This is a genomic window from Actinoallomurus bryophytorum (assembly GCF_006716425.1).
In the GTDB taxonomy this organism is placed as follows: Bacteria; Actinomycetota; Actinomycetes; order Streptosporangiales; family Streptosporangiaceae; genus Actinoallomurus; species Actinoallomurus bryophytorum.
Window position 1 is genome coordinate 4476778 of the sequence record NZ_VFOZ01000001.1, and the last position, 24542, is coordinate 4501319.

Annotated in this window: 25 protein-coding genes; 10 read left to right on the plus strand and 15 right to left on the minus strand. The window is 70.2% G+C overall.

What is annotated here, in order from left to right:
- Positions 1–83 precede the first annotated feature (83 nt).
- The 6 genes from FB559_RS21145 to FB559_RS21170 form a co-directional block, all read right to left on the minus strand.
- Complete coding sequence (locus FB559_RS21145) at positions 84–710, minus strand: response regulator (RefSeq protein WP_141957243.1); 627 nt, start codon at positions 708–710, stop codon at positions 84–86.
- Positions 707–1912, minus strand: a complete 1206-nt coding sequence (locus FB559_RS21150) for a sensor histidine kinase (protein ID WP_221640109.1) — start codon at positions 1910–1912, stop codon at positions 707–709. Before FB559_RS21150 ends, FB559_RS21145 begins: the two co-directional genes overlap by 4 nt.
- On the minus strand, positions 1870–2682 hold the full coding sequence (locus FB559_RS21155) for an ABC transporter permease (RefSeq protein ID WP_141957245.1): 813 nt from the start codon (positions 2680–2682) through the stop codon (positions 1870–1872). Before FB559_RS21155 ends, FB559_RS21150 begins: the two co-directional genes overlap by 43 nt.
- Positions 2679–3524, minus strand: coding sequence for an ABC transporter ATP-binding protein (locus FB559_RS21160; RefSeq protein ID WP_141957246.1), 846 nt, complete (start codon positions 3522–3524; stop codon positions 2679–2681). Before FB559_RS21160 ends, FB559_RS21155 begins: the two co-directional genes overlap by 4 nt.
- An 88-nt stretch (positions 3525–3612) precedes the next feature.
- Positions 3613–4407, minus strand: coding sequence for a site-2 protease family protein (locus tag FB559_RS21165; protein WP_141957247.1), 795 nt, complete (start codon positions 4405–4407; stop codon positions 3613–3615).
- Positions 4407–4979 carry a TetR/AcrR family transcriptional regulator gene (locus FB559_RS21170; RefSeq protein ID WP_141957248.1) on the minus strand — a complete coding sequence of 191 codons (573 nt, stop codon included), beginning with the start codon at positions 4977–4979 and terminating at the stop codon, positions 4407–4409. The genes FB559_RS21165 and FB559_RS21170 overlap by 1 nt, the downstream gene beginning before the upstream one ends.
- 182 nt (positions 4980–5161) lie before the next feature.
- Here FB559_RS21170 and FB559_RS21175 point away from each other — a divergent pair, with 182 nt between their 5' ends.
- Positions 5162–5953 (plus strand): SDR family NAD(P)-dependent oxidoreductase, encoded by a 792-nt coding sequence (locus tag FB559_RS21175; RefSeq protein ID WP_141957249.1) that lies wholly within the window; start codon positions 5162–5164, stop codon positions 5951–5953.
- A gap of 101 nt (positions 5954–6054) precedes the next feature.
- Here the strand turns inward: FB559_RS21175 and nucS are convergent, their stop codons facing one another.
- The gene (gene nucS / locus FB559_RS21180) at positions 6055–6714 is read right to left on the minus strand and encodes an endonuclease NucS (protein ID WP_141957250.1); all 660 of its coding nucleotides are present in this window, start codon (positions 6712–6714) and stop codon (positions 6055–6057) included.
- A gap of 94 nt (positions 6715–6808) precedes the next feature.
- On the opposite strand from nucS, the gene FB559_RS21185 reads away from it, so the two are divergent.
- From FB559_RS21185 to FB559_RS21195, 3 genes are all read left to right on the plus strand, one after another.
- The gene (locus tag FB559_RS21185) at positions 6809–7120 is read left to right on the plus strand and encodes an ATP/GTP-binding protein (protein WP_141957251.1); all 312 of its coding nucleotides are present in this window, start codon (positions 6809–6811) and stop codon (positions 7118–7120) included.
- A 10-nt stretch (positions 7121–7130) separates the two neighbouring features.
- The gene (locus FB559_RS21190) at positions 7131–7841 is read left to right on the plus strand and encodes an alpha/beta hydrolase (RefSeq protein ID WP_141957252.1); all 711 of its coding nucleotides are present in this window, start codon (positions 7131–7133) and stop codon (positions 7839–7841) included.
- 221 nt (positions 7842–8062) lie between these two features.
- Entirely contained in the window at positions 8063–8806 is a 744-nt protein-coding gene (locus FB559_RS21195; protein ID WP_281286335.1) for an alpha/beta fold hydrolase, read from the plus strand.
- 28 nt (positions 8807–8834) lie between these two features.
- On the opposite strand, the gene FB559_RS21200 is transcribed toward FB559_RS21195, so the two are convergent.
- From FB559_RS21200 to mce, 3 genes are all read right to left on the minus strand, one after another.
- Positions 8835–10085 (minus strand): AI-2E family transporter, encoded by a 1251-nt coding sequence (locus FB559_RS21200; RefSeq protein ID WP_246121848.1) that lies wholly within the window; start codon positions 10083–10085, stop codon positions 8835–8837.
- Between the two features lie 286 nt (positions 10086–10371).
- Positions 10372–11673: a DivIVA domain-containing protein gene (locus tag FB559_RS21205; protein WP_141957254.1), complete on the minus strand. Its 1302-nt coding sequence runs from the start codon at positions 11671–11673 to the stop codon at positions 10372–10374.
- A 199-nt stretch (positions 11674–11872) separates the two neighbouring features.
- The gene (gene mce, locus FB559_RS21210) at positions 11873–12310 is read right to left on the minus strand and encodes a methylmalonyl-CoA epimerase (RefSeq protein WP_141957255.1); all 438 of its coding nucleotides are present in this window, start codon (positions 12308–12310) and stop codon (positions 11873–11875) included.
- An 82-nt stretch (positions 12311–12392) separates the two neighbouring features.
- Here mce and FB559_RS21215 point away from each other — a divergent pair, with 82 nt between their 5' ends.
- The 3 genes from FB559_RS21215 (at position 12393) to FB559_RS21225 (ending at position 15754) form a co-directional block, all read left to right on the plus strand.
- A complete protein-coding gene (locus FB559_RS21215) occupies positions 12393–13571 on the plus strand; it encodes an acetyl-CoA C-acetyltransferase (protein ID WP_141957256.1) in 1179 nt (392 codons plus the stop codon).
- An 11-nt stretch (positions 13572–13582) separates the two neighbouring features.
- Entirely contained in the window at positions 13583–14545 is a 963-nt protein-coding gene (gene meaB, locus FB559_RS21220; RefSeq protein ID WP_246121857.1) for a methylmalonyl Co-A mutase-associated GTPase MeaB, read from the plus strand.
- Between the two features lie 204 nt (positions 14546–14749).
- Positions 14750–15754, plus strand: coding sequence for an SAM-dependent methyltransferase (locus FB559_RS21225; protein WP_141957257.1), 1005 nt, complete (start codon positions 14750–14752; stop codon positions 15752–15754).
- Between the two features lie 62 nt (positions 15755–15816).
- Here FB559_RS21225 and FB559_RS21230 read toward each other — a convergent pair whose 3' ends face one another.
- From FB559_RS21230 to FB559_RS21240, 3 genes are all read right to left on the minus strand, one after another.
- Positions 15817–17544, minus strand: a complete 1728-nt coding sequence (locus FB559_RS21230; protein ID WP_185792324.1) for a bifunctional lysylphosphatidylglycerol flippase/synthetase MprF — start codon at positions 17542–17544, stop codon at positions 15817–15819.
- 72 nt (positions 17545–17616) lie between these two features.
- The gene (locus tag FB559_RS21235) at positions 17617–18303 is read right to left on the minus strand and encodes a DUF4230 domain-containing protein (RefSeq protein ID WP_185792325.1); all 687 of its coding nucleotides are present in this window, start codon (positions 18301–18303) and stop codon (positions 17617–17619) included.
- Positions 18304–18360: 57 nt separating this feature from the next.
- Positions 18361–19134 (minus strand): DUF2127 domain-containing protein, encoded by a 774-nt coding sequence (locus FB559_RS21240; protein WP_221640110.1) that lies wholly within the window; start codon positions 19132–19134, stop codon positions 18361–18363.
- A 45-nt stretch (positions 19135–19179) separates the two neighbouring features.
- Between FB559_RS21240 and FB559_RS21245 the strand changes: the two genes are divergently transcribed.
- Positions 19180–19899 (plus strand): hypothetical protein, encoded by a 720-nt coding sequence (locus tag FB559_RS21245; RefSeq protein WP_141957259.1) that lies wholly within the window; start codon positions 19180–19182, stop codon positions 19897–19899.
- 21 nt (positions 19900–19920) lie between these two features.
- On the opposite strand, the gene FB559_RS21250 is transcribed toward FB559_RS21245, so the two are convergent.
- Together FB559_RS21250 and FB559_RS21255 are read right to left on the minus strand one after the other, a co-directional pair.
- The gene (locus tag FB559_RS21250; RefSeq protein WP_141957260.1) at positions 19921–21168 is read right to left on the minus strand and encodes a hypothetical protein; all 1248 of its coding nucleotides are present in this window, start codon (positions 21166–21168) and stop codon (positions 19921–19923) included.
- Positions 21161–21844, minus strand: coding sequence for an ATP-binding cassette domain-containing protein (locus FB559_RS21255; protein WP_141957261.1), 684 nt, complete (start codon positions 21842–21844; stop codon positions 21161–21163). The genes FB559_RS21250 and FB559_RS21255 overlap by 8 nt, the downstream gene beginning before the upstream one ends.
- Before the next feature lie 263 nt (positions 21845–22107).
- On the opposite strand from FB559_RS21255, the gene FB559_RS21260 reads away from it, so the two are divergent.
- Complete coding sequence (locus FB559_RS21260) at positions 22108–22614, plus strand: MarR family transcriptional regulator (protein WP_141957262.1); 507 nt, start codon at positions 22108–22110, stop codon at positions 22612–22614.
- An 87-nt stretch (positions 22615–22701) separates the two neighbouring features.
- Entirely contained in the window at positions 22702–24369 is a 1668-nt protein-coding gene (gene icmA / locus FB559_RS21265; RefSeq protein ID WP_141957263.1) for a coenzyme B12-dependent isobutyryl-CoA mutase large subunit, read from the plus strand.
- Positions 24370–24542 lie beyond the last annotated feature (173 nt).

The following is a 24542-nucleotide window of genomic DNA, read 5'->3' on the forward strand; positions in this document are numbered from 1 at the left end:
CAGCGGGTACTTCACCCGGTCCGCTGGGCCGCGCGGTCGAGGACGGTTCGGCGCAGCGCCCGGGGGTCTGTGCATCCGGCCGTCTACCGGCCCGGGGCGGGCAGGATGCCTCGCTCCAGAGCCGCCGTCACCGCGGCCGTACGGTCCGAAACGTCCAGCTTGCCGAACGTCCGCAGCAGATGCGTCTTGACCGTCGCCTCACTGATCAGCAGCTCCCGCCCGATCTCGGCGTTGGTATGACCGCGGGCGACCAGGCGGAGCACCTCGATCTCGCGCCGTGACAGCTCCACCGGCGAGCGCATCCGCGACACCAGCTTGGCCGCGACCGAAGGGGCCAGCACCGTCTCACCGCGCGCCGCGGCGCGGATCGCCTGGGCGAGCTCGGCGCGCGACGCGTCCTTGAGCAGGTAGCCCGCGGCGCCCGCCTCCACGGCGCGCAGGATGTCGGCGTCGGTCTCGTACGTCGTCAGCACCACCACCCGGGCCGCCGGGCGCTGGGCCAGCACGCGCGCGGTCGCCTCGACGCCGTCGCCGCCCGGCATGCGCAGGTCCATGAGGACGACGTCGGGCTCGTGGGCGCGTACGGCGGCCACCGCCTCGGCGGCGCCGCCGGCCTCGGCCACGACCGTGAGGTCCTCCTCGGCCGCGAGCATGCCGCGCAGCCCTTCGCGTACGACCGGATGGTCGTCCACCAGCAGTACCTTGATCAACTCGCCGGCACCTCCACCGTGATCGAGGTCCCCACGCCGGGCACGCTGCGCACGTCGAGCGTGCCGTCGACCTGGGCGGCGCGCTCACGCATGCCGCGTAGGCCGAAGCCGCTGGCGGTCTCGGGGTCGAAGCCGGTGCCGTCGTCGCGCACCTCCAGGCGTACCGCGGCGGCGCCGTAGTCGAGCGTGATGGCGACAGCGTCGGCCTTTGCGTGCTTGCGGACGTTCGCCAGCCCTTCCTGGGCCGCCCGTAGCAGGACCACCTCGGACCGGGCGTCCAGTCGTCGCGGCTCACCGGAGACGACGCATTCGGTGTCGACGTCCAGTTCTTCCCCCAGCCGGTCCGCGAGCCGCCGTACGGCCTCGTCCAGGGACGCCTCGCCCAGCGCGGCGGGCGGTACGGCGCTGACGAGGGCACGGGCCTCGGCGAGGTTCTCGCGTGCGGTACGGACGGCCAGGCCGATCTGCCGCCGCGCCCCGCCGGGATCGTCGGCCAGGCGCGGCTCGGCCGCCTGCAGCAGCATGAGGATGCTGGTGAAGCCCTGCGCGAGGGTGTCATGGATCTCGGCGGCCATGCGTTCGCGCTCGGCCATCACCCCGGCCTCCCGGCTGACCGTGGCCAGCTCGGCACGCGTCGCCTCGAGCTGCCGGATGAGCTCACGCCGCTCGATGCTCTGGTTGATGATGCGTTCGACCCAGAGCCCGAAGAACGCCGAGAACGTGATGACCACGACGGTCCAGAGCGCGAACGACACGATGGCGCCGGCGCCGGTCGAGCCGACCAGGAAACGCGCGGCCGGCACGATGTTGAGCAGGACCACCGCGACGATCGCCGTCCGCCAGTTGAGCATCATGTAGCACTGCGGGCAGAGCGCGAACAGCACGAGTGCGCTCTCCGGCGTCGCTGCCGCCGCGCCGGCGGACAGGGCGACCAGCCCGGCGACGTAGACCAGGGCGGTGGCACCCTGGCGGTCCGCGCCGATGGCGCGCCGGCCGAACGCGGCGTACCACGGCACCATGGCGGCCAGTAGGACGGCCGCGACCGCCCCCTTGGGCCACGAGCCGTCCCCGGCCAGTACATAGATGACCGTGCAGATCAGGACCAGACCGAAGTAGATCTCCCACCGGCCGACGCCCAGCTCCCACGCGTCTTCGCCGTTCATCCGTCGCCGCGCCGTTTCCAGCGGAATGTGGTCAGGCACAGGACGAAGCCTGCTATACCCCAGGCCGCCAGCACCAGGGCGATCCGGCCGTGCTCCCAAGAGTGGGCGGGCTCGGCGGGGAGCAGGGTGTCCGGCAGCAGCGCCGATCGCAGGCCCTGGCAGATCCACTTGAGCGGGAACACCGCGCCGACCTGCTGGATGCCCGATGGCAGGCCGCTGAAGGTGAAGTACACCCCGGAGATGAACTGCAGCACGAGGTAGGGCAGGTTGAGCACGGCGGCGGCGCCCCGTCCCGAGCGGGGCACACTGCTGACCGCGATGCCGAGCAGGGTGCAGACGGTCACGCCCGCGGCGAAGACCCAGATCAGGGTGGACCAGCGCTCGAGCGTGCTCGGGGGCCGCAGGCCGAACATCACGCCGCCGAGCACGAACAGGATCACCGTCTCCGTCACCGACAGCACCAGCGCCGAGATCGTCTTGCCGATGAAGTACGCCGCCGGCGGCATCGGGGTGCCGTAGAGCCGCTTGAGCGTTCCGTCGTCGCGCTCCTGCGCGATGCCGACGCCGAGGCTGATGAACGTGGTCGACGCGATGCCGCTCGCGATGATGCCGGCGGCGAAGTACTGCCGGAAGTCCACGTTCGTGCCGTCGACCCGGCCCTTGAAGATCGTGCCGAAGACCACCATGAGCAGGACCGGCATCGCGAACGTGAAGACCATCGCCTCCTTCTCACGGACGAAGCCCTTCAGCTCCAGCGCGCCGCGTGAGAGCCCGACCCTCAGCGTGGAGGGCATCGCGAGAGCGGTCATCGGCCTGCTCCGATCATCGAAAGGTAGGTGTCCTCGAGCGTGGGCCGCGTGACGGTCAGGCCGGGCACCTCGCCGTCGAACCGGTGGCCCAGCTCGGCCACGACCTGGGTGGGGGAGTCCGTCTCGAGCGACTGCGGGCCTTCGGGGCCCGTCCAGCGCACCCGCGCCTTGGCGGTGGCACGGCCACCGAGGTCGCCGGGCGGGGCGACCTCGACGAGCCGTCCGCCGGCGATGACACCGACCCGGTCCGCGAGGGCCTCGGCCTCGTCCAGGTAGTGGGTGGTCAGCAGGATCGTCGTGCCGCCGCCGGCCAGGCCCTTGATCAGCTGCCAGAACCGCCGGCGCGCGTCCGGGTCGAAGCCGGTCGTCGGCTCGTCCAGGAAGAGCAGCTCGGGATCGCCCACGATGCCCAGCGCGACGTCCACCCGGCGACGCTGGCCCCCGGACAGTACCGACAGCCGCGCATCGGCCTTGCCGGTCAGCCCGACCGCCTCGATCACCTCGTCGGGGTCGCGCGGCGCGGGGTAGTAGCCGGCGAAGTGGCGCACCATCTCCCGTACGCTCAGCTGAGGCTGTTCGTTCGAGGTCTGCGGCACGATGCCGATGCGGGCCCGCCAGCCACGGGTGGGCCGGCCGGGGTCCAGGTCGAGGACCGACACCTCACCGCCCGTACGCCGCCGGTGCCCCTCGAGGATCTCTACCGTCGTGCTCTTGCCGGCGCCGTTCGGCCCGAGTAGGGCGAACACCTCACCGCGCGGGATGTCCAGGTCGACGCCGTTCACCGCGTCGAGATCGCCGTATCGCTTGCGCAGACCGCGTACGCGCACTGCCGTTTCGTCCATACCGCCAGCGTCGTGGCGGCGGGCGCCTCACGCGATCGGCGGTCCGGTCCTTTCCGTGTCCACCGAACGGTGGACACGGCGCCGTACCTCAGCCGAGGTTCACGCTCTGCCAGAACTGGAACAGGGCGTGCCCGACCGTGGTGAGGTCGGAGTTGATCCCGAACAGGTCGGTCAGGTGGTAGATGATCGAGAAGAACTGGCGGTTGACCGGCGGGATCCACAGCAGCGCGAGCAGCGCCATGAAGGCGTAACCACCGACCCTGTTGGCCTGCGCGACCCAGTGGCGCGGCAGGTACGGCTCGACGATGCCGAAGCCGTCCAGGCCCGGCACCGGCAGGAGGTTGAGCACCGCCGCGGTCACCTGGAGGAAGGCCAGGAACGCCATGCCGCTCCAGAACAGCGCGTGGTCCAGGCTCGTGGCGAGGTTCGAGAGGATGACGCCGAGCACGATCGCGAAGACGAGGTTGGCCAGGGGACCGGCCGCCGAGATCAGGCTGTGGCGGAGCCGGCCGCGGATCGCGCCGCGGTCGATGTAGACCGCGCCGCCGGGCAGTCCGATGCCACCGAGCAGCAGGAACAGCACGGGCAGCAGGAAGCTCAGCGCCACGTCCGTGTACTTCAGCGGGTTGAGGGTCAGGTATCCCTTGGCGGCCATGCTGCGGTCGCCGGAGCGGTAGGCGAAGAACGCGTGCCCGAACTCATGCAGGCACAGCGACACGATCCAGCCGGTGACCACGAAGACGAACAGCAGGAACCGGGCGCCGTGCCCGACATCCGTGCCGTACCGCCAGACGGCCAGTCCGGACAGGGCGAAGATACCGAGGACGAACAGGAAGATCGGGCTGGGCCGCACGGAGGACCGCAGGGCGGTGACGTTGCTCATCAGTTGCTCTCTGCCAGGGCGGGGACGACGTAGGTGCGGAGGAACTCGCGGGGTTCGTCCTCGCGAGGCATGACGATCATCGAGGAGATGATCCGGAAAAGGAACTCGACGGCGCCCTCGACGGTGATGTCCGGCCGAAGGGCCCCGTCACGCTGGGCGGCGCCGAAGTGAGGGCGTACGTAGTCGGCGCACAGGTCCAGCAGGCTCCTGGCGCCGCCGACGACGGCGGCCTGGGTGTGCCCGGCGGCGTCGGGCGTGAGCAGCGCGGCGACCTGGGGCTCTCCTCGTACGAAGGCGACCGCGTCGACCACGCCCTCGACGATGGCGTCGGGGACGGAACGTTCGCGTCTCAGCCGTCCGGCCAGGCGGTCGAGGAAGCGCCGTAGGTCGCGCTGGACGACGGCAAGGATCACCTCGTCCCGCCCGCCGGCGAAGCTGCGGTAGACGGTGGCGCGGGACAGCCCCGCCGCCGCCGCGATGTCCTCGACCGTGGTCTTGCCGACGCCGTACCGGGCGAAGCACCCCTCGGCGGCGTTCACGATCCGTTCCCGGATCTCGGAGACCTGCGGCATGCCTCGCAGGTTATCGGTACGACGAGGGGGCGGCACATGAGACAGATGTTGCCTTCTGTTGCACGGTGCGTGAACGCGAGACGCCGGATCAGAGGGTACGTCCCCGTTCCACCCGGACGACTCGGCGTTCTGGTGCCGTGCGAAGCATGTTCGGGCGGCGCTCGACGTGACACGATGCCGCCATGAAGATCGCCCAGATGACCGCTCTGGTCACCGGTGCGACGGGCGGGCTCGGCCAGGCGATCGCACGGGAGCTGGCCGGCCGGGGCGCGTCAGTGGTGCTGACCGGCAGGCGCGCGGACGTGCTCGGACCCCTCACCGCCGAGCTGGGCGGCCGGGCGATCATCGCCGACCTGACCGACCGCGACGCCGCGGCCGCGCTGATGGACGAGGCCGGCCCGGTGGACATCCTCGTGGCCGGCGCGGGGCTGCCCGCCAGCGGCCCGCTCACCGAGTACACCCTGGAGGCGGTCGACCGGGCTTTGGACGTGAACCTCCGCGCCCCGGTCGTGCTGGCCCGGCTGGCGGCGGAGGAGATGGTCTCCCGCCGCCGCGGGCACCTGGTGTTCGTGTCGTCGGTTGGCGGCAAGATGGCGGCCGGTGGGACGTCGCTGTACAACGCGACGAAGTTCGGGCTGCGCGGGTTCTCCCTGGCGCTCCGCGAGGACCTGCGGCCCCATGGCGTCGGCGTCTCCACGATCTATCCGGGCTTCATCCGCGACGCGGGCATGTTCGCCGAGACGGACATCACCCTCCCGCGCGGCCTCGGCACCCACACCCCCGGCGACGTCGCACACGCCGTGAGCCGCGCGATCGAGCGCGACCTGGCCGAGGTCGACGTCGCACCCCTGACCTTCCGCCTGGGCGCCAGGTTCGCCGGCGTGGCCCCGGTACTGGCGGCCCGCATGGCACGGCTGGGCGGCGGCGACCGCCTGACCCAGGCCCTCTCCGAAGCCCAGCGCGGCAAACGCTGAGACCCGCCACCCGCGTGAGAGACCGGGAGACGACGACCCCGCAGGTGGCGACCTTCACCCTGGTGGAGATACCTGTCAGTTCTTGACGGGTTATCTCCGGCTCAGAAGAGGGTGCCGTCGCGCTCGATGCCGCGCAGGGCGTCGTAGTCCAGCGTCACGCAGCCGATGCCGCGGTCCGCGGCCAGCACCCGCGCCTGCGGCTTGATCTCCTGCGCCGCGAAGATGCCCTTCACCGGGGCGAGGAGCGGGTCACGGTTGAGCAGCTCCAGGTATCGGGTCAGCTGCTCGACGCCGTCGATCTCGCCGCGGCGCTTGATCTCGATGGCGACCGTCGTGCTCGCGTCGTCGCGGCAGAGGATGTCGACCGGGCCGATCGCGGTGGGGTACTCACGGCGGATCAGCTTCCAGCCCGCGCCGAGGGTCGTGATGTGCTCGGCGAGCAGCTCCTGCAGGTGCGCCTCGACGCCGTCCTTCTGCAGGCCGGGATCGATGCCGAGCTCGTGGCTGGAGTCGTGCAGGATCTCCTCGATCGTGAGGATCAGCTGCTCACCGGACTTCGCGTGGGTGACCGTCCACTTGCCCTCTTCCTCTTTGAGAGTGCAGGGCGGGTTCATCCAGTTGAGTGGCTTGAACGCCCGGTCGTCGGCATGGATCGAGACCGACTTGTCGGCCTTGATGAGAACGAGCCGCGGGGCCATGGGGAGATGGGCGGTGAGCTTGCCGACATAGTCGACGCTGCAGCGGGCGATGACGAGACGCACGGTCGCCCACCCTAGTCGTATGGAGGCGGCGGCGTGGCGGGCTCGCCTGAGCCTCCACCACTCATCCGGAACGGCCTCATCTACCCTGATCGGCATGAGTCCGCGTAAGAATCGCCGCACACGCGACACCGCACGGGAAACCGGGAGTGGCGCGTTCGGCGGTCCGCAGCGGACCGAGGAAGGGCCCGACGGAGACTGGATCGTACGTCCGGCGGCCGGGGCCGCGAAGTCCTACCGCTGCCCCGGCTGTGACCAGGAGATCCCACCGGGTGTCGGGCATCTCGTGGCATGGCCGGCCGAGGGTGGTGGCCCGCAGGACCGGCGCCACTGGCACCGGCCGTGCTGGGATCACCGGCTCAACCGCCTGCCCAACATCCAGCGGTCCCGTCGCGGCCCGCGCTACTGAGAGGACGAGGATGGCGGAGATCCGGGCGAGCACGGTACTGCCCGCGCGCCGTACCGAAATCGAGCTGCAGACGGCCGACGGGCTCACCCTGGTCGGTGAGCTGGCACTCCCGGAGGACCGGCCGCCCGTCGCGACCCTCGTGTGCCTGCATCCGCTGCCGACGGCCGAGGGCATGATGGACAGCCACGTGCTGCGCAAGGCGTCGTACCGGCTGCCGGCCCTCGCCGGCGTGGCCGTGCTCCGGTTCAACACCCGGGGCACGAGCAGCGATCGCGGTACGAGCGAGGGAGAGTTCGGCGACGGCGACTCCGAGCGGTACGACGTGGCGGCCGCGCTGGAGTGGGCCGAATACCACGATCTGCCCAGGACCTGGCTGCTCGGCTGGTCGTTCGGCACCGAACTGGCACTTCGCTGGGGGCGCGACCCGCTCGTCGAAGGGGCGATTCTGCTGTCGCCGCCGCTCCACCGGGCGACCGACGGCGATCTCGACGCCTGGGCGGAGTTCGGCCGCCCGCTGGTCGCGCTGGTACCCGAGCGCGACGACTACCTGCGGCCGCCGGAGGCACGTGAGCGCTTCAAGCGGGTACCCCAGGCCGAGGTGATCGGCGTCGACGGTGCCAAGCATCTGTGGGTAGGTGAGCCCTATGTCCGGATCGTTCTCAACGAGATCGTGAAGCATGTGGCGCCTGAGGCGTACCCGTTGTCGACCGAGGTCCCGTAGGCTCCGCGTCTACAGGGGCCGATATGGGGAGTACTCCTCCCAGAAACCCGCTTCGCCTAAACGTCTGAGACCGATCGCGGCCACGGTGTCGGCAGGGCGGCAATCACGGGTAACGATGAGCGGGGTCCGGTAAGTACCGGACTGGGGAGGTTTGCGTAGCAAACGGGGAGGGGCACGCCGTGCAGTTGTACACCCGCGACGTCGGGAGCGGGACGCCGTTAGTGCTCTTGCATGCGTTCCCGCTGTCGTCGGCCATGTGGCTGGCCCAGCGAGAGGGCCTGGTGTCGCGCTTTCGGGTGCTAACGCCTGATATGCGGGGATTCGGCGGGTCTCCGCTCGGAGCCGAGGAGCCATCCGTCGACGCCATGGCGGACGACGTCGCGGCCCTGCTCGACACCAAGGGCATCGACCGGGCGATCATCGGCGGACTGTCGATGGGCGGGTACGTCACGCTGGCGTTCTGCCGGCGGCACGCGGATCGCGTCCTGGGCGCCGTCCTCGCCGACACCAAGGCGACCGAGGACGCCGCCGCGGCACGGGAGGCGCGGATCAGTATCGCCGAGCGGCTCGAGGCCGACGGCAACGTCAGCGTGCTCCTGGACGACCTGCTGCCGAGACTGGTGGGACCGACCACGATGCAGCAGCGTGCGCTGGTGTACGGGCGGGTCCGCGGGCTGGTGCAGTCCACGCCCCCGCTCGCCGCGGCCTGGGCCCAGCGCGCGATGGCCGCGCGACCCGACTCGACCGGTGCGCTCGCGGAGTTCCGTGCGCCCACGCTCGTCCTGCACGGCGCGGAGGACGCCATCATCACCGAGGACGAGGCGCGGAGCATGGCCGAGGCCCTGCCCAACGCGGAGCTCATCATGATCCCCGGCTCGGGTCACCTCACCGCCGTCGAACAGCCGCAGCTGTTCAACGACGCGGTGACGGAGTTCGGCGCGGCCCTGACCCGTACGCTCCGCTGAGCGGGCGCGTACGGTCAGGGCCGCGAGGTCAGACCTCCTCCTGGCGAGGCATCACGACCTCACGCAGGATCAGAGCCAGCGCCGCTGCGGCCGGGATCGCGAGCAGGGCGCCGATCACGCCCAGCAGCGTGCCGCCGATCAGCGCCGCGATGATCGTCACGGCCGGCTGCACGTCGACCGACCGCTTCATGACCCTCGGCTGGACGATGTAGTTCTCGACCTGCTGGTAGATGATGAAGAAGATCGCTGTGGCGACCCCCACCCACAAGCCGGAGAAGAACGACAGGGCCGTGACGAACACCGCCCCGATCGAGGCACCGACCAGGGGGATCAGGTCGGTGATGGCCACGAGAAGGGCGAGCGCGAGGGCGAACGGCACCCCGGCGATCAACAGGAAGATGTACGACGTCACCCCGGCGATGAGCGAGATGAGCAGGTTGCCGGCGACGTAGCCGCCGATCCGGGTGAGGATCTCGTCGCCGAGCAGGGCCACCCGCGCCCGTCGTGAGCGCGGCGCCAGCCGGTACATGAAGCCGGTGATGCTGGGCAGCGAGTTCAGGAAGTAGAGCGTGAGGATGAGTACGGTCAGCGCGCTGAAGAGCCCGCTCAGCACGACCTGGCCGAAGCCGACCACCCCGTTGGCCGCCCGCGTGCCCAGGTCCTTGCTCTGCAGAGCGCTTCTGGCCTTCTGGATGATGTGGTAGCGGTGATCCAGATCCTGCACCCGAGGGTTGTTCTGTAGCTGTTCGAGGTAGCCGTTCCCGCTGGTGAGGTTGTGGATGATCGCGGTGGTCTGCTGGGAGAGCGGCGGGACGATGGCGAACCCGAACCCGACGAAGAACCCCACCAGCGCGAGGAACACCAGAAGCACCGCCCACCGGCGCGAGATGCCGAGCCGTTCCAGCGCCTCGACTCCGGGGTTGAGGCCGACCGCGAGGAACAGCGCGACGATGATCAGGATGATCACCTGGAGGGCGTTCTGCAGCGCCTGGACCAGCATGTACGCGACCAGAACGCCGAGTGCCCCGTAGAAGCCGAAGACGAACGGGTGGCTCCTGGTCAGCGGGCGGCCAGGGCGGCCGAAGGGGAACCGCTCGTCCACGCCGGCCTCGCGTTCGCGGGCCTTCATATCGGTGATCGGGTCGGCGGCCCTCTCCTGTGGGGACAGGGTTTCGGCCGGGATGGGCTCGCCGGGTTCGGCGGGTTCCAGCTCCGTGTCCGCGCCCGTTTCCGGGCCGCCGGTGTCCGATTCGGTGGTATCGATGCCGGCCGTATCCACGTCGGCCGTATCTGACGCAGCACCTTCATCGGCTGAATCCGGTTCAGCCGTGTCCGACTCGGCCCGTTGTCGCTCGGCCGAGTCGTCGTCCCGGCGCCGGTCCCGGGCAAGTAGGCCCCGGTCAGCGCGCCGGCTGTTTTTCGGGAGCTCGTCAGGCACTCCCCACCTCCTTTGAAGTGCCCCAAATTATGGCAAAAAGCCTAGAGGCAAGGTTTGCCTCTAGGCTTTCCGCCGTCTCGCGTTTTATAGCGGGATTGCCCGCGTTATTCGGGGAGTGGGCTGATGGTTACTCCTGCCACCAGTCGTCGTCCTCGTCCTTCTTGCGCGGCTGGCCCTGCTGCTGCGCCTTCTGCTGCTGCTGTTGTGCCGGCTTGGGCTCGGCGGCCGCGAGGGCGGGCTTCTCCGGCGGTGCGGCGAGAGCCTCCTCGGCGGCGGCGCCACCCAGCGGGGACTGCATGCCACCGATCAGCTGACGCAGCTGGTTGAGGTGGCTGGTGATGCTGTCGCGCTGGCGCGTGAGCTCGTCCACCTGGCGCTGCGCGGTCGTGCGCATCCGCTCGGCCTCGGACTTGGTGTCCGACAGGAGCTGCTCGGCCTGGGACTTCGCCTCGGCGATGACCGAGTCGGAGTTCTTTCGGGCGTTGGCCACCAGCTGCTTGGCGTGGCTGTCGGCCTCGCGACGGGTCTGCTCGGCCTGCTGCGTCGCCTTGGTGGCGCGCTGCTCGGCGGACGCGGCCCGCTGCTCGGCTTCGGCGACGAGCTTCTGGGTGGCGGTCTGCGCGGCGCTGTGACGCTCCGCATCCTGCCGCTCGGCCTCTTCGCGCCGTGCGGCCAGCTGGATCTCGAACTCGCCCTCGGCCTGTGCCCGCTGAGCTTCGCTCTCCTCGAGGATGCGCTGGGCCTGGGCCCGCATCTCGTCGGCCTGGCGCTTGGCCGTGGTGAGGATCTCGTCGCGTTCCCGCTTGGTGGACGCCCGGAGCTGGGCGACCTCCCGCTCGGTGGTGGTGCGGAGCTTGGCGATCTCCCGCTCGGCGCCGGCACGCTTTTCGGCGACCTCGTGGTCGGCGGTGGCGCGGAGCTTGGCCACCTCGCGCTCGGTCGTCGAGGTCAGCTCGTCGGCCTCACGGCGGGCTCCGGTGCGCACCTCTTCGGCCTCGCGCTCGGCCATGTTGCGCATGTCCTCGCCCTCGCGCTGGGCGGTGGCGCGGAGCTCGGCCGCTTCGTTCTCGGCCGTGGCGCGGTGCTCGGCCGCGTCGACCTTGGCCGCGGCCTTGATCTCGTTGGCCTCCGACCGGGCGGCCTGGACGAGCTCGGTGGCCTGCTCTTCGGCCAGCCGGAGCAGCTGCTCGATGCGCGCTCCGAGACCGGAGTAGGTGGGGCGTTCCTGCTCCTGCAACTGACGGTGCGCGTCGGAAAGCTCACGCTGCATCGCCGAGGTCTGCTCGCGGCTCTGGCGGACCTCGTTGTCAAGCTGCTTGATGTGTTCTTCGACCTGGTGCCGGTCGTAGCCGCGGAGCACCACGTCGAACTCGCGTGGGGGCGTGTCTTCGAAGAAGTTACTGAGCTGGGCGTCGATGTCGGACTGCATGAGGCTCAATCCTGCTGTGACGAGACGGCTACAAGTGGTAGAGATGCCGGATCATGGCTACGCGAACACTGCGTGTTACGGGGTAGTGCACGCGCGGGACCACTTCCGGCGACAGCAGCGTACTCCGGACACTGCCGTGTTGGGGGCTCAACTGGACGCCCTGGGTGCATTGTCTTCTTTGTAGTTGATTTTCGGGCGTTTACTCGCCTTCGTGCTGACCCTCTGATGCCTGCACCAGCTCGGTCAGCACTCCACCCACGTCCTTGGGGTGCAAGAACGCGATGGACGCTCCCATCGACCCATGACGGGGGCGCCTGTCCAGCAGACGCACGTCCTTGGCGCCGATCGCCTCGAGCGCGGCCGCGACATCATCCACACCGTAGCCGACATGGTGTACTCCCTCGCCACGCTTGGCGAGGAACTTTCCGACCGGCGTGTCCGGGCCCAGCGGCTCCAGCAACTGGATGTACGAGGAGCCTGACGGGCCGTCCGCGACGTGCATCATGGCCTCCTTCACGCCCTGCGCCTCGTTGACCTCACGGGACGCCAGGACGAGGCCGAAAGTGGTCTCGTAGAAGGCGATCTTCTCCTCAAGGTCGTGACAGGCGATACCGACATGGTCGATGCGTGTGAGCATGCGTTGCCCTCCAGGAAGTCCACCGTCCCCGTGTGGGTATGTTGGCAAACGTCGCGCAGCCCCGGGTAGTGGAGGTCTCTTTATGGCCGGATCCGTCATCGTCGCCGGGGCTCGGACGCCCATCGGCCGCCTTCTGGGCTCACTGAAGGGCTTCGCGGCGGTGGACCTCGGCGCGGTCGCCATCAGGGCGGCGCTGGAGCGCGCCGGTGTCACGGGCGACCAGGTCGACTACGTGATCATGGGGCACGTGCTCCAGGCGGGCGCCGGTCAGATCCCCTCGCGCCAGGCCGCGGTCAAGGCAGGCATCCCGATGGACGTCCCGTCGTTGACGATCAACAAGGTGTGCCTGTCCGGCCTCGACGCGATCGCGCTCGCCGACCAGCTCATCCGTGCGGGCGAGTTCGAGATCGTCGTCGCGGGCGGCATGGAGTCGATGACCAACGCGCCGCACCTGCTGCCCAAGTCGCGGCAGGGCTACAAGTACGGCTCCATCGAGATGCTCGACGCGACCGCGCACGACGGGCTCACCGACCCCTTCGACGGCGTGTCCATGGGGGAGTCGACCGAGGGCTACAACGCCAAGCTCGGCATCTCGCGCGAGGAGCAGGACGAGTTCTCCGCCCGCTCACACCGGCGTGCCGCCGAGGCCGCCAAGAACGGCCTGTTCGACGACGAGATCGTCCCGGTCGAGATCCCCCAGCGCAAGGGTGAGCCGGTCGTCTTCAGGGCCGATGAGGGCGTGCGTGCCGACACCACCGCCGAGTCGCTCGGCCGGCTGCGGCCCGCGTTCAGCAAGGACGGCACGATCACCGCCGGCTCCTCCTCCCAGATCTCCGACGGCGCGTGCGCCGTCGTCGTGATGTCCAAGGCCAAGGCCGAGGAGCTCGGGCTCACCTGGCTCGCCGAGATCGGCGCGCACGGCAACGTCGCGGGCCCGGACAACTCACTGCAGTCCCAGCCGGCCAACGCCATCAAGCACGCGCTCGGCAAGCAGGGGCTGGACGTCGGCGACGTGGACCTCATCGAGATCAACGAGGCGTTCGCCTCCGTCGGCGTCCAGTCGATGCGCGACCTCGGTGTGGACGAGACCAAGGTCAACGTCAACGGCGGCGCGATCGCGCTGGGCCATCCCATCGGCATGTCCGGGGCCCGCCTCGTCCTGCACCTTGCCTGCGAACTGCGCCGGCGTGGTGGCGGAGTGGGCGCGGCCGGGCTGTGCGGCGGCGGCGGCCAGGGCGACGCCCTGATCCTGAAGGTCTGAGGGGCCCCAGGGTGGCAACGCTGGCGCGGAAGGCCGACGTCGACGACCTGGTCGCGCGGGCGCGCAAGGGCGAGCCGCGCGCGGTCGCGCGGCTCATCACCCTGATCGAGAACGCCTCGCCGCAGCTCCGCCAGGTCATGGCGGCGCTGAACCCCCTCGCGGGCAAGGCGCGGATCATCGGCCTGACCGGGGCGCCGGGCGTCGGGAAGTCGACGTCCACCAGTGCGCTGGTCCGCGCCTTCCGCGCCCAGGAGCTACGGGTCGGCGTCCTGGCCGTCGACCCGTCCTCGCCGTTCACCGGCGGGGCGCTGCTCGGTGACCGGGTGCGGATGCAGGACCATGCCTCCGACCCGGGCGTCTTCATCCGGTCGATGGCCAGCCGCGGTCACCTCGGCGGGCTGTCCTGGGCGGCTCCGCAGGCCATCCGCGTGCTCGACGCGGCCGGCTGTGACGTGGTGCTGGTCGAGACGGTCGGGGTCGGCCAGGCCGAGGTGGAGATCGCCTCGCTCGCCGACTCCACCATCGTGCTGGTCGCGCCCGGCATGGGCGACTCCATCCAGGCGGCCAAGGCCGGCATCCTGGAGATCGCGGACGTGTTCGTGGTGAACAAGGCCGACCGCGACGGCGCCCAGCAGACCGTACGCGACCTGCGCAACATGATCGCGCTGGCCGCGCCCGAAGGGTGGAGGCCGCCGATCGTGCCGACCGTGGCCGTCAAGGACGAGGGAGTCGCGGACGTCATCGGACGACTCGACGAGCACCTGTCCTGGATGGAGGACTCGGGCGAGCTCGGCCGCCGCCGGCGTACCCGTGCTCGTGACGAGATCGAGGCGATCGCCGTCACGGCGCTGCGCGAGCGCATGGGCGACCTGCACGGGCATCAGCGTCTCGACGTGCTCGCCGAGAAGGTGCTGGACGGCTCGTGCGATCCGTACGCCGCCGCCGACGAGCTCGTAGCGGGACTCACCGAGTAGGCGGGGTCGCCCCGCATCCAGCCCTAACGCCTAATCCGGTCGTCTTTATAGTTATCGCGGGCTAGGCCGAAATCAGGGTCGGCCTCCTGCCGGACCGAGGGACGCGAGCCGGGCGCCGGCGGGTCCGCATGGTGAGGACGAACGGGGTCGACGGCATGACGAAGCAGTGCGCGGGAGAATCGGCCGGGTACGGACCGGGAACGCATGGAGGGGATGTTCGCGGCCCGTACCGTGGTCAGGGGATGGGCCCGCGCCGCCCAGGCACTGGCACTTCTGGAGGCCGTGCACGAGGCCGGCTGGCTCGGCTTTCTGGCCGAACCCCGCGGACTCGCGGTGTTGCGGGACTTCACCGGGCTGACGGCCGGGAGGCTGGAGGACGTGCTCGGGGCGCTGGCGGCATACGACATCGTGGAGCGCGACGCCGACGTGGTGCGGTTGGCCCCGGCCTTCGCGCTGCTGTCCGCCGGCGACGCGCCGGTCGACCTCACGGACATGCTCGCCCACCTCGCGATGCTGCCCCGGCTGGTGCGGGACGCGGTCGCGGACGGCCCCGGTGCCCCGCTGGACGAGGGCGACGCGCTCGTCCTCGCCAAGGCGACGGCCGGACGCGTCACGCCCGTCTCCCAGGAAGTGTTCCGGATACTCGTCGACGCTCTCCCCGAGTACCAGGTGCTGGGCGAGGGCGGCCGGCTGCTGGACGTCGGATGCGGAGTCGGCTGGGCGATGCTCGATCTCGCCACGCTCTTTCCCCAGGGGCGGCAGGTGGGACTCGAGCTGGTCCCGGAGGTCGCCGCGGAGACGAGAAGGCGGGCGGAGGCGCTCGGTGTCCAGGACCGGGTGGAGGTACGGTGCCAGGACGCTCGGACCTTCGACGAGGAAAACGCCTTCGACCTGTCGTTCTGGGCTCACCCCTTCTTCGCCGAGTCCGCCCGTGGCGGCGTCCTGAAAATGATCTTTCATGCGCTGAAGCCGGGTGGTTCGCTCCTGATGCAGGAGCTCTTCGTGCCCCCGGAGCCGGGCGATGAGGCGGGGGCGCGCGGCTTCGCCCTCGATCGGCTGCTGTACCGCCACTGGGGCGCCGAATTCGCCCCTTCGGCGGAGCGGCTCTGCGAAGAGGCCGCCTCGGCCGGATTCGAGCGGAGCCGGATCGCCGAGACAGGTCTGGGACGCGTCGTCGTCATGCGCCGGCCCGAGGTCACATCCGCCTGAACGCGGGCCGGGCACGGCGCCGCGTCCTGGCACCGTGCCCGGCCTCCGTGCGGTCGCGCCGGTTACCAGCCCGGATAGATCGGCAGCGTCGCGTAGGACTCCTCGGGCACCGGCTCGGCCTGACGGCGGGCCTCCGAGCCCGGGTGCCAGTGCCCGAACTCCAGCATCAGCAGTGCCAGCGCGATCGGCAGGATGCTCGCCCACGAAGGGAACATCACGCGGCGCGGCACGTAACGCGGCTTGAACTTGCGGTTGAACAGGTACAGCGACTCGACCTTGATGAACCGGTCGAGCAGATGGATCAGGTGGTAGCTCCCCTGCTCCAGCGCTCCGCGGTCCTCGGTCTCGAACAGCTCGCGGAAGGCCGCGAAGTTGAGCGACACCTCGTCGATCCGGTGCGCGGCGGCGTACTCCATGACATCGGCGATCATGCGTTCGTTGAGGCCGTTGGCCGATCCCGGCGCGCGGCGCATCGCGTCGAGTGACAGGCGCCGTCCGGAGGCGCTGGGCAGGTAGCGCTGGAAGCCCGCCGCGGTACCGTCCGCGTCGCGCGCGACCACGACGACCGGGAACGTGTGGCGTCCGGTCAGCAGCCCGTCCATGTTCATCGAGAAGCCGCGCTCCTCGGTGCCGCCCATCGCGTCGGTGGCCAGCGTCCGCAGTTCGGCGCGGTCCGGCTCGTTCAGCGCACCCTCCTGGACGACCTCGGTCGTCACGCCGGCGTTGTGCGTGCGGCGTACCGCCTGGCGCACGTTGCGCATGCTGCGGCCGCCGAGGCCGAACTCACCGGTGGCCAGCAGCACCTCGTCGCCGATCCCGACCGAGTGCATCCCGTACGGGGCCCACAGGTCCATGAGGTCGGCGCGTGCGGCGAGCACGGCCATCCGCCAGCCGGACCGGCGGGCAAGCGCCGCGAACTCGGCCACGGCGTCGGGGTAGGAGCGCGGGTCGCCCGCCGGGTCGCCGCCCGCGGCCGCGACGCCGAACAGGACGCGGTAGCCGATCACGGCGCGGCGATCGGGGCTGAAGACGTAGGACTTGTCACCGCGCAGCAGGAACGGAGCCAGTGTGTCCGACTCGTCGGCGTCGACCAGACGCGCGACCTCGGCGCGTTCTTCGTCGCTGCCGACCGGGGGCGCGGGCGCCGGTGAGAGCAGCGCCATGAGCATCGCGAGCAGACCGCCGCCACCCAGGATGCCGAGGCTGGCCTCGAACCAGCGGTCGGGCGAGCCGTCGAAGTGCAGTGGTCCGGTCCCCGATGCGCTGAGCCCGGACAGGATCTCCCGGCCGGCATCACCCGCGGTGACGCCCGGCGTGATGTGGTTGCGCTCGGCGATCATGACCGCGAGGCCGTACCCGATCGCCACTCCGTAGGTGATCAGACCGGTGCGTACGGCGGCGCGGACCCGGCTCGGGACCGTGGAGAACTCACGGCGGTATCGCACGAGGGCGACCGTGGCCGGGACCAGGATCAGCGCCCGGCCGAGGTCGCGCGTGCCCACCGCGTCGAGCATCGACAGCACGGTGAGGGAGAGGACGACGTAGTAGGCCACGCGGCGGCGGAGCAGGAGGCCGCGCGCGGCGGCCAGCAGTATCAGTGCCAGCAACAGCTCCTGCCCGCCGGGGAACAGGTCGCCGACGAGCAGGTGAGCCGGCCGGTCACCCAGGCCGGGGGCGAGTGCGGGGATGGCGACGGCCACCGCCGCGAGCCCGACCGGTAGCGCGAACGGCCAGGTCGGCCGCGCCACCGGGTCGCGCGAAAGCGTAAACGTCTCTGCTGCGATCGACACAGCCATCACCCCGACTCGTCCCCAACCACACCTCTTAGTGAGGTATTCCCCCGGTGATCCTTCGCCTAAGGTTCAGGGAGATGTGGCAAAGGTCACGGTAACTGTTTTGAAGCCCAATGCCTTCAACATGTTCGTGAGCATCAGCTTCGTGTTCGCGTCGGCACGCTGAGTGAGACCGCTGGAGTTCGCCGCGTCCTGGATTTTCTGCGACGCGAGGACGTAGAGCTGCTGTTGCTGGTTGGGGTTCGAGCTGAAGAAGTCACCGAAGCGGTCGAACAGCCCGCGCTGGCGCGCGAACACGTAGCTGTGCTTCGGGTCGAGGTTGGTCTTCTCCAGCTGCGCGTGGGGCATGCGCACCGTCACCGTGTTGTGCGCCTTGTCGACCGTGAGGGCGCCGTTGCCGATGTGGGAGAAGTCGACGTAGGCGTCGACGTTGCCGTTGCCGACGAACAGGGTTCGCTCGCCGCGTAGCTGGCCGGGCAGGAACTTCGCGTCCTTCTCGAGGTCGACCACGACCTGGTAGTTGCCGGTCGCCGCCTCGTACCGCGAGAGATTCTGGATGGAGTTCAGCACGACGGGCGCGCTGCGGTCCTTGGTCGTCTCGCCGAACGGGTTGAGCCAGTGCGGCAGCCTGTGCGCCGCCTCCAGCCCCGCGTAGACCAGAGCGATCATGACGACGACGACGGCGATCGCGCGCAGGATGGGCCGGCGCGGCCGCTCGGATATGCGTGAATCCTCGGATGCTTCCGAGTGCGACATTCTCATCACCTCTGGGGGGATTGTTCACCCCCCGGTGTTCCCCAGAAACCTAAGAAGTCACCCAGCGGACTCGGTGTGCGGAGAGACGGCGGCGCGTTCGACTTCGATCAGCGACTCACCACGCCGGTGGGCCTCGTACGCCTCCTTCCCGCCGCGGATCCCGAACAGCCGCTTGGACACCAGGAGGTACACCACGAGGCCGAGGTTGATCACCAGGGCTCCTATGCGGAAGGCGGTGATCCTCTCGGTCAGCTCGTAGATCTCCAGCGGCAGGCCGAAGGAGGTGGCGACCACGGCGAAGTACTCGCCCCACCGCTTTTGCAGCCACAGTCCGACGGCCTCGATCAGCTCGATGAGGGCGTACGCGAGCAGCCCGATCGCGAACCAGGTCAGGGTGGTGGACTTGACGCTGAAGACGTGCCGGATGCTCTCCACGATGTGGGAGTTGTCGAGATCCCAGCCGACCTGGCGGGCCAGCGGCTTCAGCAGCGGGATGTCCTTTTCGAAGATTTTTTCGATGGAGCCCCGGTGGGCGGAGAACCGCCACACGCCGTACGCGGCCGCCGCGATCACCAGGCCGCGGATCACGCGTTCGAGCGCGAAGAACCGGATGATGAACGCGTCGCGCAGCTCACGCCCGCGCGGGACGAGCGGCGCCTGCTCGGCCGGTCCGTGCCCGTGCGGCTCACCGTGGACATAGGTGCCGCAGCGCAGGCAGCGCCAGGCCTCACCGGCCGGCGTCTCGACGTGCAGCCGGTCGCGCAGGGCGGCCTCGTCCGGCGCGTAGGTGATGTGCCCCTTACGGGCGCATGTCAGCATGCTCCAGTCCACGGCCTGACCCTAGTCAACATCGGAGACGAGCGTCATGCTCCTGGGATGATGGGGCACCGGCACGAGGCCGTCGAGGGTCTTTACGCGGCGTTCGGGCACGTACGGCGCCCGGCACGCGTGCCGGGCTGCCCGCACTGTGTCGCGCCGCAGGAGGACCGTCCCCTCCTCGACGGGCCGGTCCGCTCGCTGCCCGCGGACGCCCTCGCGCGTTACGCCGCCAAGGCGATCAGCACCTGGGGCGGTGCCGAGGAGTTCCGCTACTTCCTGCCCAGGCTGCTGGAGTGCGCGGCCGCCGACGCGTTCGGCTACCCCGACCCGGCGATCGTCTTCGGCAAGGTGGCCGCCGCGGGCTGGCACGCCTGGCCGGCCGGTGAGCGCGCGGCGATCGAGGCGTTCCTGACCGCGTGGTGGGCGGACACGCTGGAGCGGCATCCGGCCGACCCCGACGCCGGGACGGTCCTGTGCTGCCTGGGCGCCGCCCGTGCCGACCTGACGCCGTTCCTGGACCACTGGGGCGGCCTGCCGGACGCCGGCGCCGTCCGGCACCTGCGTGAATTCGTCCTGTACGGCGTGGAGTGGACGCGCGGCCCACGGCTCGCCGACGCCTTCTGGGACCGCGGGAGCGTCGCGCACCGCCAGGTCCTGACCTGGCTGACCGATGGCGGTGCCGCCACCGCCGTCGAGGCGGCGTTCGACGCGGAGACGCGGGAGGACGTGCTCGGGCTGCTGGAGGAGCTCCATGCCGTACTGGCGGCCTACTCCTGACCACGGGCCGCTGAGCCCGGCTCACACCACGCGGAAGTCGCGGCCGCGCAGAGTGCAGGAGTGGTAGCGCAGGTAGTGCGTGCGCAGCCAGTGGCGCCGCCGCACCTCGGCCCACGCGGCGAAGTCGCGCGCGGCGGTGACGTCGCTCAGCCGCGGCGGTGCCTCGTCGAGGAGCCACGCGGAGACCAGCGCGGTGTAGCGCACACCCGTGGCGTGCGTGGGGTTCCCGCAGGTGCGTGCGTCGAGCAGGCTGATCTGGATCTCCTGCTCGGCGCGGTGTTCGTACCCCGGCGAAAGATCGCTGAGGTGGATGTAGACCACGCCGCGCGCCGGACGCGGGAAGTCGTTGTCGGGCCGGTGCTCGACCCGCGTGAACCGGCCCGGCGTGCCGCTCAGGCGCGTGGCGAGAGGGGTCAGAGCGGCCTCCAGTGACGGCAGCGCCGTACGCAGTGCCGGGTGGACGCACACGGTCAGCGGCCACTGGCGGCAGGAGTACTCGAAGGCGCGCGGGGCCAGCGGCGCGCGCTGCTGGGCGTGGATCCACAGGGTGGTGATGACGATGACGGCGGCGGCCGCGACGATCGGGAACGCGAGCCGCGCCCGCCGGGTCAGCGCCAGCAGGTAGCACGTCACGAGCAGCGCGCCCAGGCCGAGCGACCACAGCGCCTGTGCGGCGAGGAGCTCGGTGCGGAGGCCCGCGAACGGGTGGATGTGCTCGACGCCCGGCGGGGGCAGGAGGTACGTCCAGGTGCCCGGGCGTGCGACCCCCCACAGGTAGGTGACGGCGGCGGCCGCCGCGACCGTCGGCAGGTGGGGCACCGCACGGCCCGCGAGGTAACCGATCACCGTGTAGACGAGCAGTGTGAGCGCTCCGGCCAGCAGGCCGGCCACCTGGGGGTGTCCCGCCTCGACGTGGAGCAGGGTCTTGATGACGACGACGGTGGCCACCGCGGCGTACGCGGTCAGCGTGACGACGCCGAGCAGCATGAGGTCGAGCAGCGGCCCGAGTGCGGGCGAGCGCGCGCTCAGGCCGCGGAGGTAGCCGAGGCGGTGCTCGCGGAGCGCCACCCAGGCGGCGAGCGCCGCCGACGCGGGGCCCAGGACGCGTACCGAGGCGAACAGCGCGGCGACGGCGTCGTCCCAGTAGGCGACGCCGGGCAGCAGCGCACGCCAGGCCGCCACGGCACCGAGCAGCGCCAGAGCCGGGACGGCCAGGAACGGGGCGGTGCGGCGGGCATCGATCCGCAGCACCCGCCCCAGGTCAGACACCGGCCGGCACCTGGGACCACGATCGAGAGACCTCCAGTGACTCGATGAGGCGCGCACGGACGATGGTGAACACGCGGTCGCACCATCCCGTCAGCTCCGCGGCGTCCGGCGCCGTCACGACCACGGTCGGGGCGAGCCCGCGCAACAGGCCGATGAGTTCGTCGCGTTCGGAGTCGGGGATGGAGTGCAGTGGTTCGTCCAGGAAAACCAGATCCGGCTGATGGACACAAGTGGCCGCCAGCCCCGTGCGCAGCCGCAGATCCGCGGGGAGCATATCCATCTCCAATTCCGCGGCATCGGACAATTCAAATCGTTCCAAAATCGCATCGACCGCGTGGTTCGGCGTGGCTTTGAAATAGGCGGCGTAGGCGACGAACTCGCGGGCCGTCACTCCGGCGGCCCAGCCGAACCGATCAGGCAGAAACCCCAGCCGGGCGCGTACGGCGCGCTGGCCGGCCGCGCCGGTCACGTCGTGCCCGAGCAGTTCGAGCTCGCCCACGCTGGGCCGGCGCAGGGTCGCAAGGGTCTCCAGCAGGGCAGACCTGCCCGAACAGGGCGGACCGGCCAGGCCGACGACCCCTGAGGTGATGCCGAACGTGGTGGGACGCAGGATCCACCGCCCCCTGTGGCGGATACCCATGTTCCGTGCCACGATCGTGGAAAAATCCGCGATCATTTAAACCCCCCGAAATCGCGGTGTGTGCTCGAGGACGGAACGGATCAGCCCGATGAACGGCTGCGTCGACGCCCCCCTTTGCCGTCGCCGCACACACCGACAACGGAACTATAACTTGCCTTGGTGATGACTGTCAGCGTTGTTAGGGCCGCCGGTGTCGCCGACAATGATTCGGGGAGTATTCAGGAAACAATTGTGGATATAGTTCGGCAAATGTCGGATGCCTGCTCAGTTGCTTGCCGGGTAGGCGCTAACGTGTCCAGGTGGCCAAGCCGCTCAACCTCGCCTTCGATCCGATCGCCCGCGCCGGGGACCTCTGGGAACGCCGCTGGGGGCACTCACCCGCGATGCTCGCGGTGACATCGATCATGCGAGCCCAGGCGATCCTCATCGCCGAGCTCGACGCCCTGCTGAGACCGTACGAACTCACCTTCGCCCGCTACGAGGCGCTCGTGCTGCTGACGTTCAGCAGCTCCGGCGCGCTGCCGCTGTCCAAGATCGGCGAGCGGCTGATGGTGCACCCGACCAGCGTGACCAACACGATCGACCGGCTGGAGCGGCAGGGCTACGTCTCCCGGCGCCCCAACCCGCGCGACGGCCGCGGCGTGCTGGCGGAGATCACCGACAGCGGCCGGGACACCGTGGAGCGTGCCACACGCGACCTCATGGCCGCGGACTTCGGCCTCGGCACGTACGGCGCCGGTGACCAGGGAAAGATCTTCGATGTCCTGCGCTCGCTCCGCGTCGACGCGGGCGACTTCCAGGACTGAGACCTCGTTCAGACCGCCCTCGGCTGCCTCTTCCCAAAATACTAGGACGTCCTAGTATCCTGGAGGAGACACCGGAGGAGCGTGCCCATGGACATGCAGGACATCGAGGAGGGTCGCCGTCGCTGGCAGGAGCGCTTCGACGCTTCGCGCAAGCGGGAGGCCGACTTCACGACGCTGTCGGGCACGGAGGTCGAGCCGGTGTACGGACCGCCGGCCGCCGACCCCAGGTTCGAGCGCATCGGCTGGCCGGGGGAGTTCCCCTACACCCGTGGCCTGTACGCGACCGGCTACCGCGGGCGGTCCTGGACCATCCGCCAGTTCGCCGGGTTCGGCAACGCGCGGCAGACCAACGAGCGCTACAAGATGATCCTCGCCGCCGGCGGCGGCGGGCTGTCGGTCGCCTTCGACATGCCGACGCTGATGGGCCGCGACTCCGACGAGCCGAAGTCACTGGGCGAGGTCGGACACTGCGGCGTCGCGATCGACTCGGCCGCCGACATGGACGTGCTGTTCGACGGCATTCCGCTCGGCGACACCACGACGTCGATGACGATCTCGGGCCCGGCCGTGCCGATCTTCTGCATGTACCTCGTCGCGGCCGAGCGGCAGGGCACCGACATCCGCGGTCTGGACGGCACGCTGCAGACCGACATCTTCAAGGAGTACATCGCGCAGAAGGAGTGGCTGTTCGGGCCCGAGCCGCATCTGCGCCTCATCGGCGACCTGATGGAGTACTGCGCGGCCGAGATCCCGGCGTACAAGCCGCTCAGCGTGTCCGGCTACCACATCCGTGAGGCGGGCTCGACGGCCGCGCAGGAGCTCGCCTTCACGCTGGCCGACGGGTTCGGCTACGTCGAGCTCGGCCTGTCACGGGGACTCGACGTCAACGAGTTCGCGCCGGGCCTGTCGTTCTTCTTCGACTCCCACCTCGACTTCTTCGAGGAGATCGCCAAGTTCCGTGCCGCCCGCCGGATCTGGGCCCGCTGGCTGCGCGACGTCTACGGCGCGACGTCGGACAGGGCCCAGTGGCTGCGCTTCCACACGCAGACCGCCGGGGTGTCGCTGACCGCGCAGCAGCCCGACAACAACGTCGTGCGCACCGCCGTGGAGGCGCTCGCCGCGGTCCTCGGCGGCACCAACTCCCTGCACACCAACGCACTGGACGAGGTGCTGGCGCTGCCGAGCCAGAAGGCCGCCGAGATCGCCCTGCGCACCCAGCAGGTGATCATGGAGGAGACCGGCGTGGTGAACGTCGTCGACCCCCTGGGCGGTTCCTGGTACGTCGAGGAGCTCACCGACCGCATCGAGGCCGAGGCCGAGAAGATCTTCGCGCGGATCAAGGACATGAGCCCGGACGGCACGATGACCGGCGGCATCCTGCGCGGCATCGAGGACGGCTGGTTCATGGCCGAGATCGCCGACGCCGCCTTCACGTACCAGAAGCAGCTCGAGAAGGGCGAGAAGAAGATCGTCGGGGTCAACGTCCACACGCAGAGCATCGAGGAGCCGCTGGAGATCCTGCGGGTCAGCCACGAGGTCGAGCGCGAGCAGAACCGCGTGCTCGCGGGCCGCCGTGCCGAGCGCGACCAGGCCACCGTCGACGCGGCGCTGGCCCGCATGACGGAGGTGGCCCGCACCGACGGCAACCTCATCCCCGCCATGCTCGACGCCGCACGCGCCGAGGCGACGCTGGGCGAGATCTGCGGCGCGCTCCGCGAGGAGTGGGGAAGCTACTCCGAGCCCGCCCGCTTCTGATCCGATCCCGCCCGCTTCTGACGCGAGCGGTCGTCTCGCCGGCAGGACGCCGTAGAACGACCGCCGTACGCCGAGACGCCCCCGCGAAGACCGCGCGGGGCGTCTCCGCGTTCGCGAGGTCGATCGCAGGGACCTCCAGGCGCCCGCCCGGCCGCCGCCGGGCTCCGTGTACG

What these genes read in the sequence shown, in the direction of transcription:
- icmA (WP_141957263.1), top strand. Translation starts at nt 22,702, where the DNA reads ATGGACATGCAGGACATCGAGGAGGGTCGCCGTCGCTGGCAGGAGCGC.
- FB559_RS21255 (WP_141957261.1), bottom strand. Translation starts at nt 21,844, where the DNA reads ATGATCGCGGATTTTTCCACGATCGTGGCACGGAACATGGGTATCCGC.
- FB559_RS21185 (WP_141957251.1), top strand. Translation starts at nt 6,809, where the DNA reads ATGAGTCCGCGTAAGAATCGCCGCACACGCGACACCGCACGGGAAACC.
- FB559_RS21190 (WP_141957252.1), top strand. Translation starts at nt 7,131, where the DNA reads ATGGCGGAGATCCGGGCGAGCACGGTACTGCCCGCGCGCCGTACCGAA.
- FB559_RS21175 (WP_141957249.1), top strand. Translation starts at nt 5,162, where the DNA reads ATGAAGATCGCCCAGATGACCGCTCTGGTCACCGGTGCGACGGGCGGG.
- FB559_RS21170 (WP_141957248.1), bottom strand. Translation starts at nt 4,979, where the DNA reads ATGCCGCAGGTCTCCGAGATCCGGGAACGGATCGTGAACGCCGCCGAG.
- FB559_RS21225 (WP_141957257.1), top strand. Translation starts at nt 14,750, where the DNA reads ATGGAGGGGATGTTCGCGGCCCGTACCGTGGTCAGGGGATGGGCCCGC.
- mce (WP_141957255.1), bottom strand. Translation starts at nt 12,310, where the DNA reads ATGCTCACACGCATCGACCATGTCGGTATCGCCTGTCACGACCTTGAG.
- FB559_RS21165 (WP_141957247.1), bottom strand. Translation starts at nt 4,407, where the DNA reads ATGAGCAACGTCACCGCCCTGCGGTCCTCCGTGCGGCCCAGCCCGATC.
- FB559_RS21160 (WP_141957246.1), bottom strand. Translation starts at nt 3,524, where the DNA reads ATGGACGAAACGGCAGTGCGCGTACGCGGTCTGCGCAAGCGATACGGC.
- FB559_RS21245 (WP_141957259.1), top strand. Translation starts at nt 19,180, where the DNA reads ATGATGGGGCACCGGCACGAGGCCGTCGAGGGTCTTTACGCGGCGTTC.
- FB559_RS21155 (WP_141957245.1), bottom strand. Translation starts at nt 2,682, where the DNA reads ATGACCGCTCTCGCGATGCCCTCCACGCTGAGGGTCGGGCTCTCACGC.
- FB559_RS21235 (WP_185792325.1), bottom strand. Translation starts at nt 18,303, where the DNA reads ATGTCGCACTCGGAAGCATCCGAGGATTCACGCATATCCGAGCGGCCG.
- FB559_RS21205 (WP_141957254.1), bottom strand. Translation starts at nt 11,673, where the DNA reads ATGCAGTCCGACATCGACGCCCAGCTCAGTAACTTCTTCGAAGACACG.
- FB559_RS21215 (WP_141957256.1), top strand. Translation starts at nt 12,393, where the DNA reads ATGGCCGGATCCGTCATCGTCGCCGGGGCTCGGACGCCCATCGGCCGC.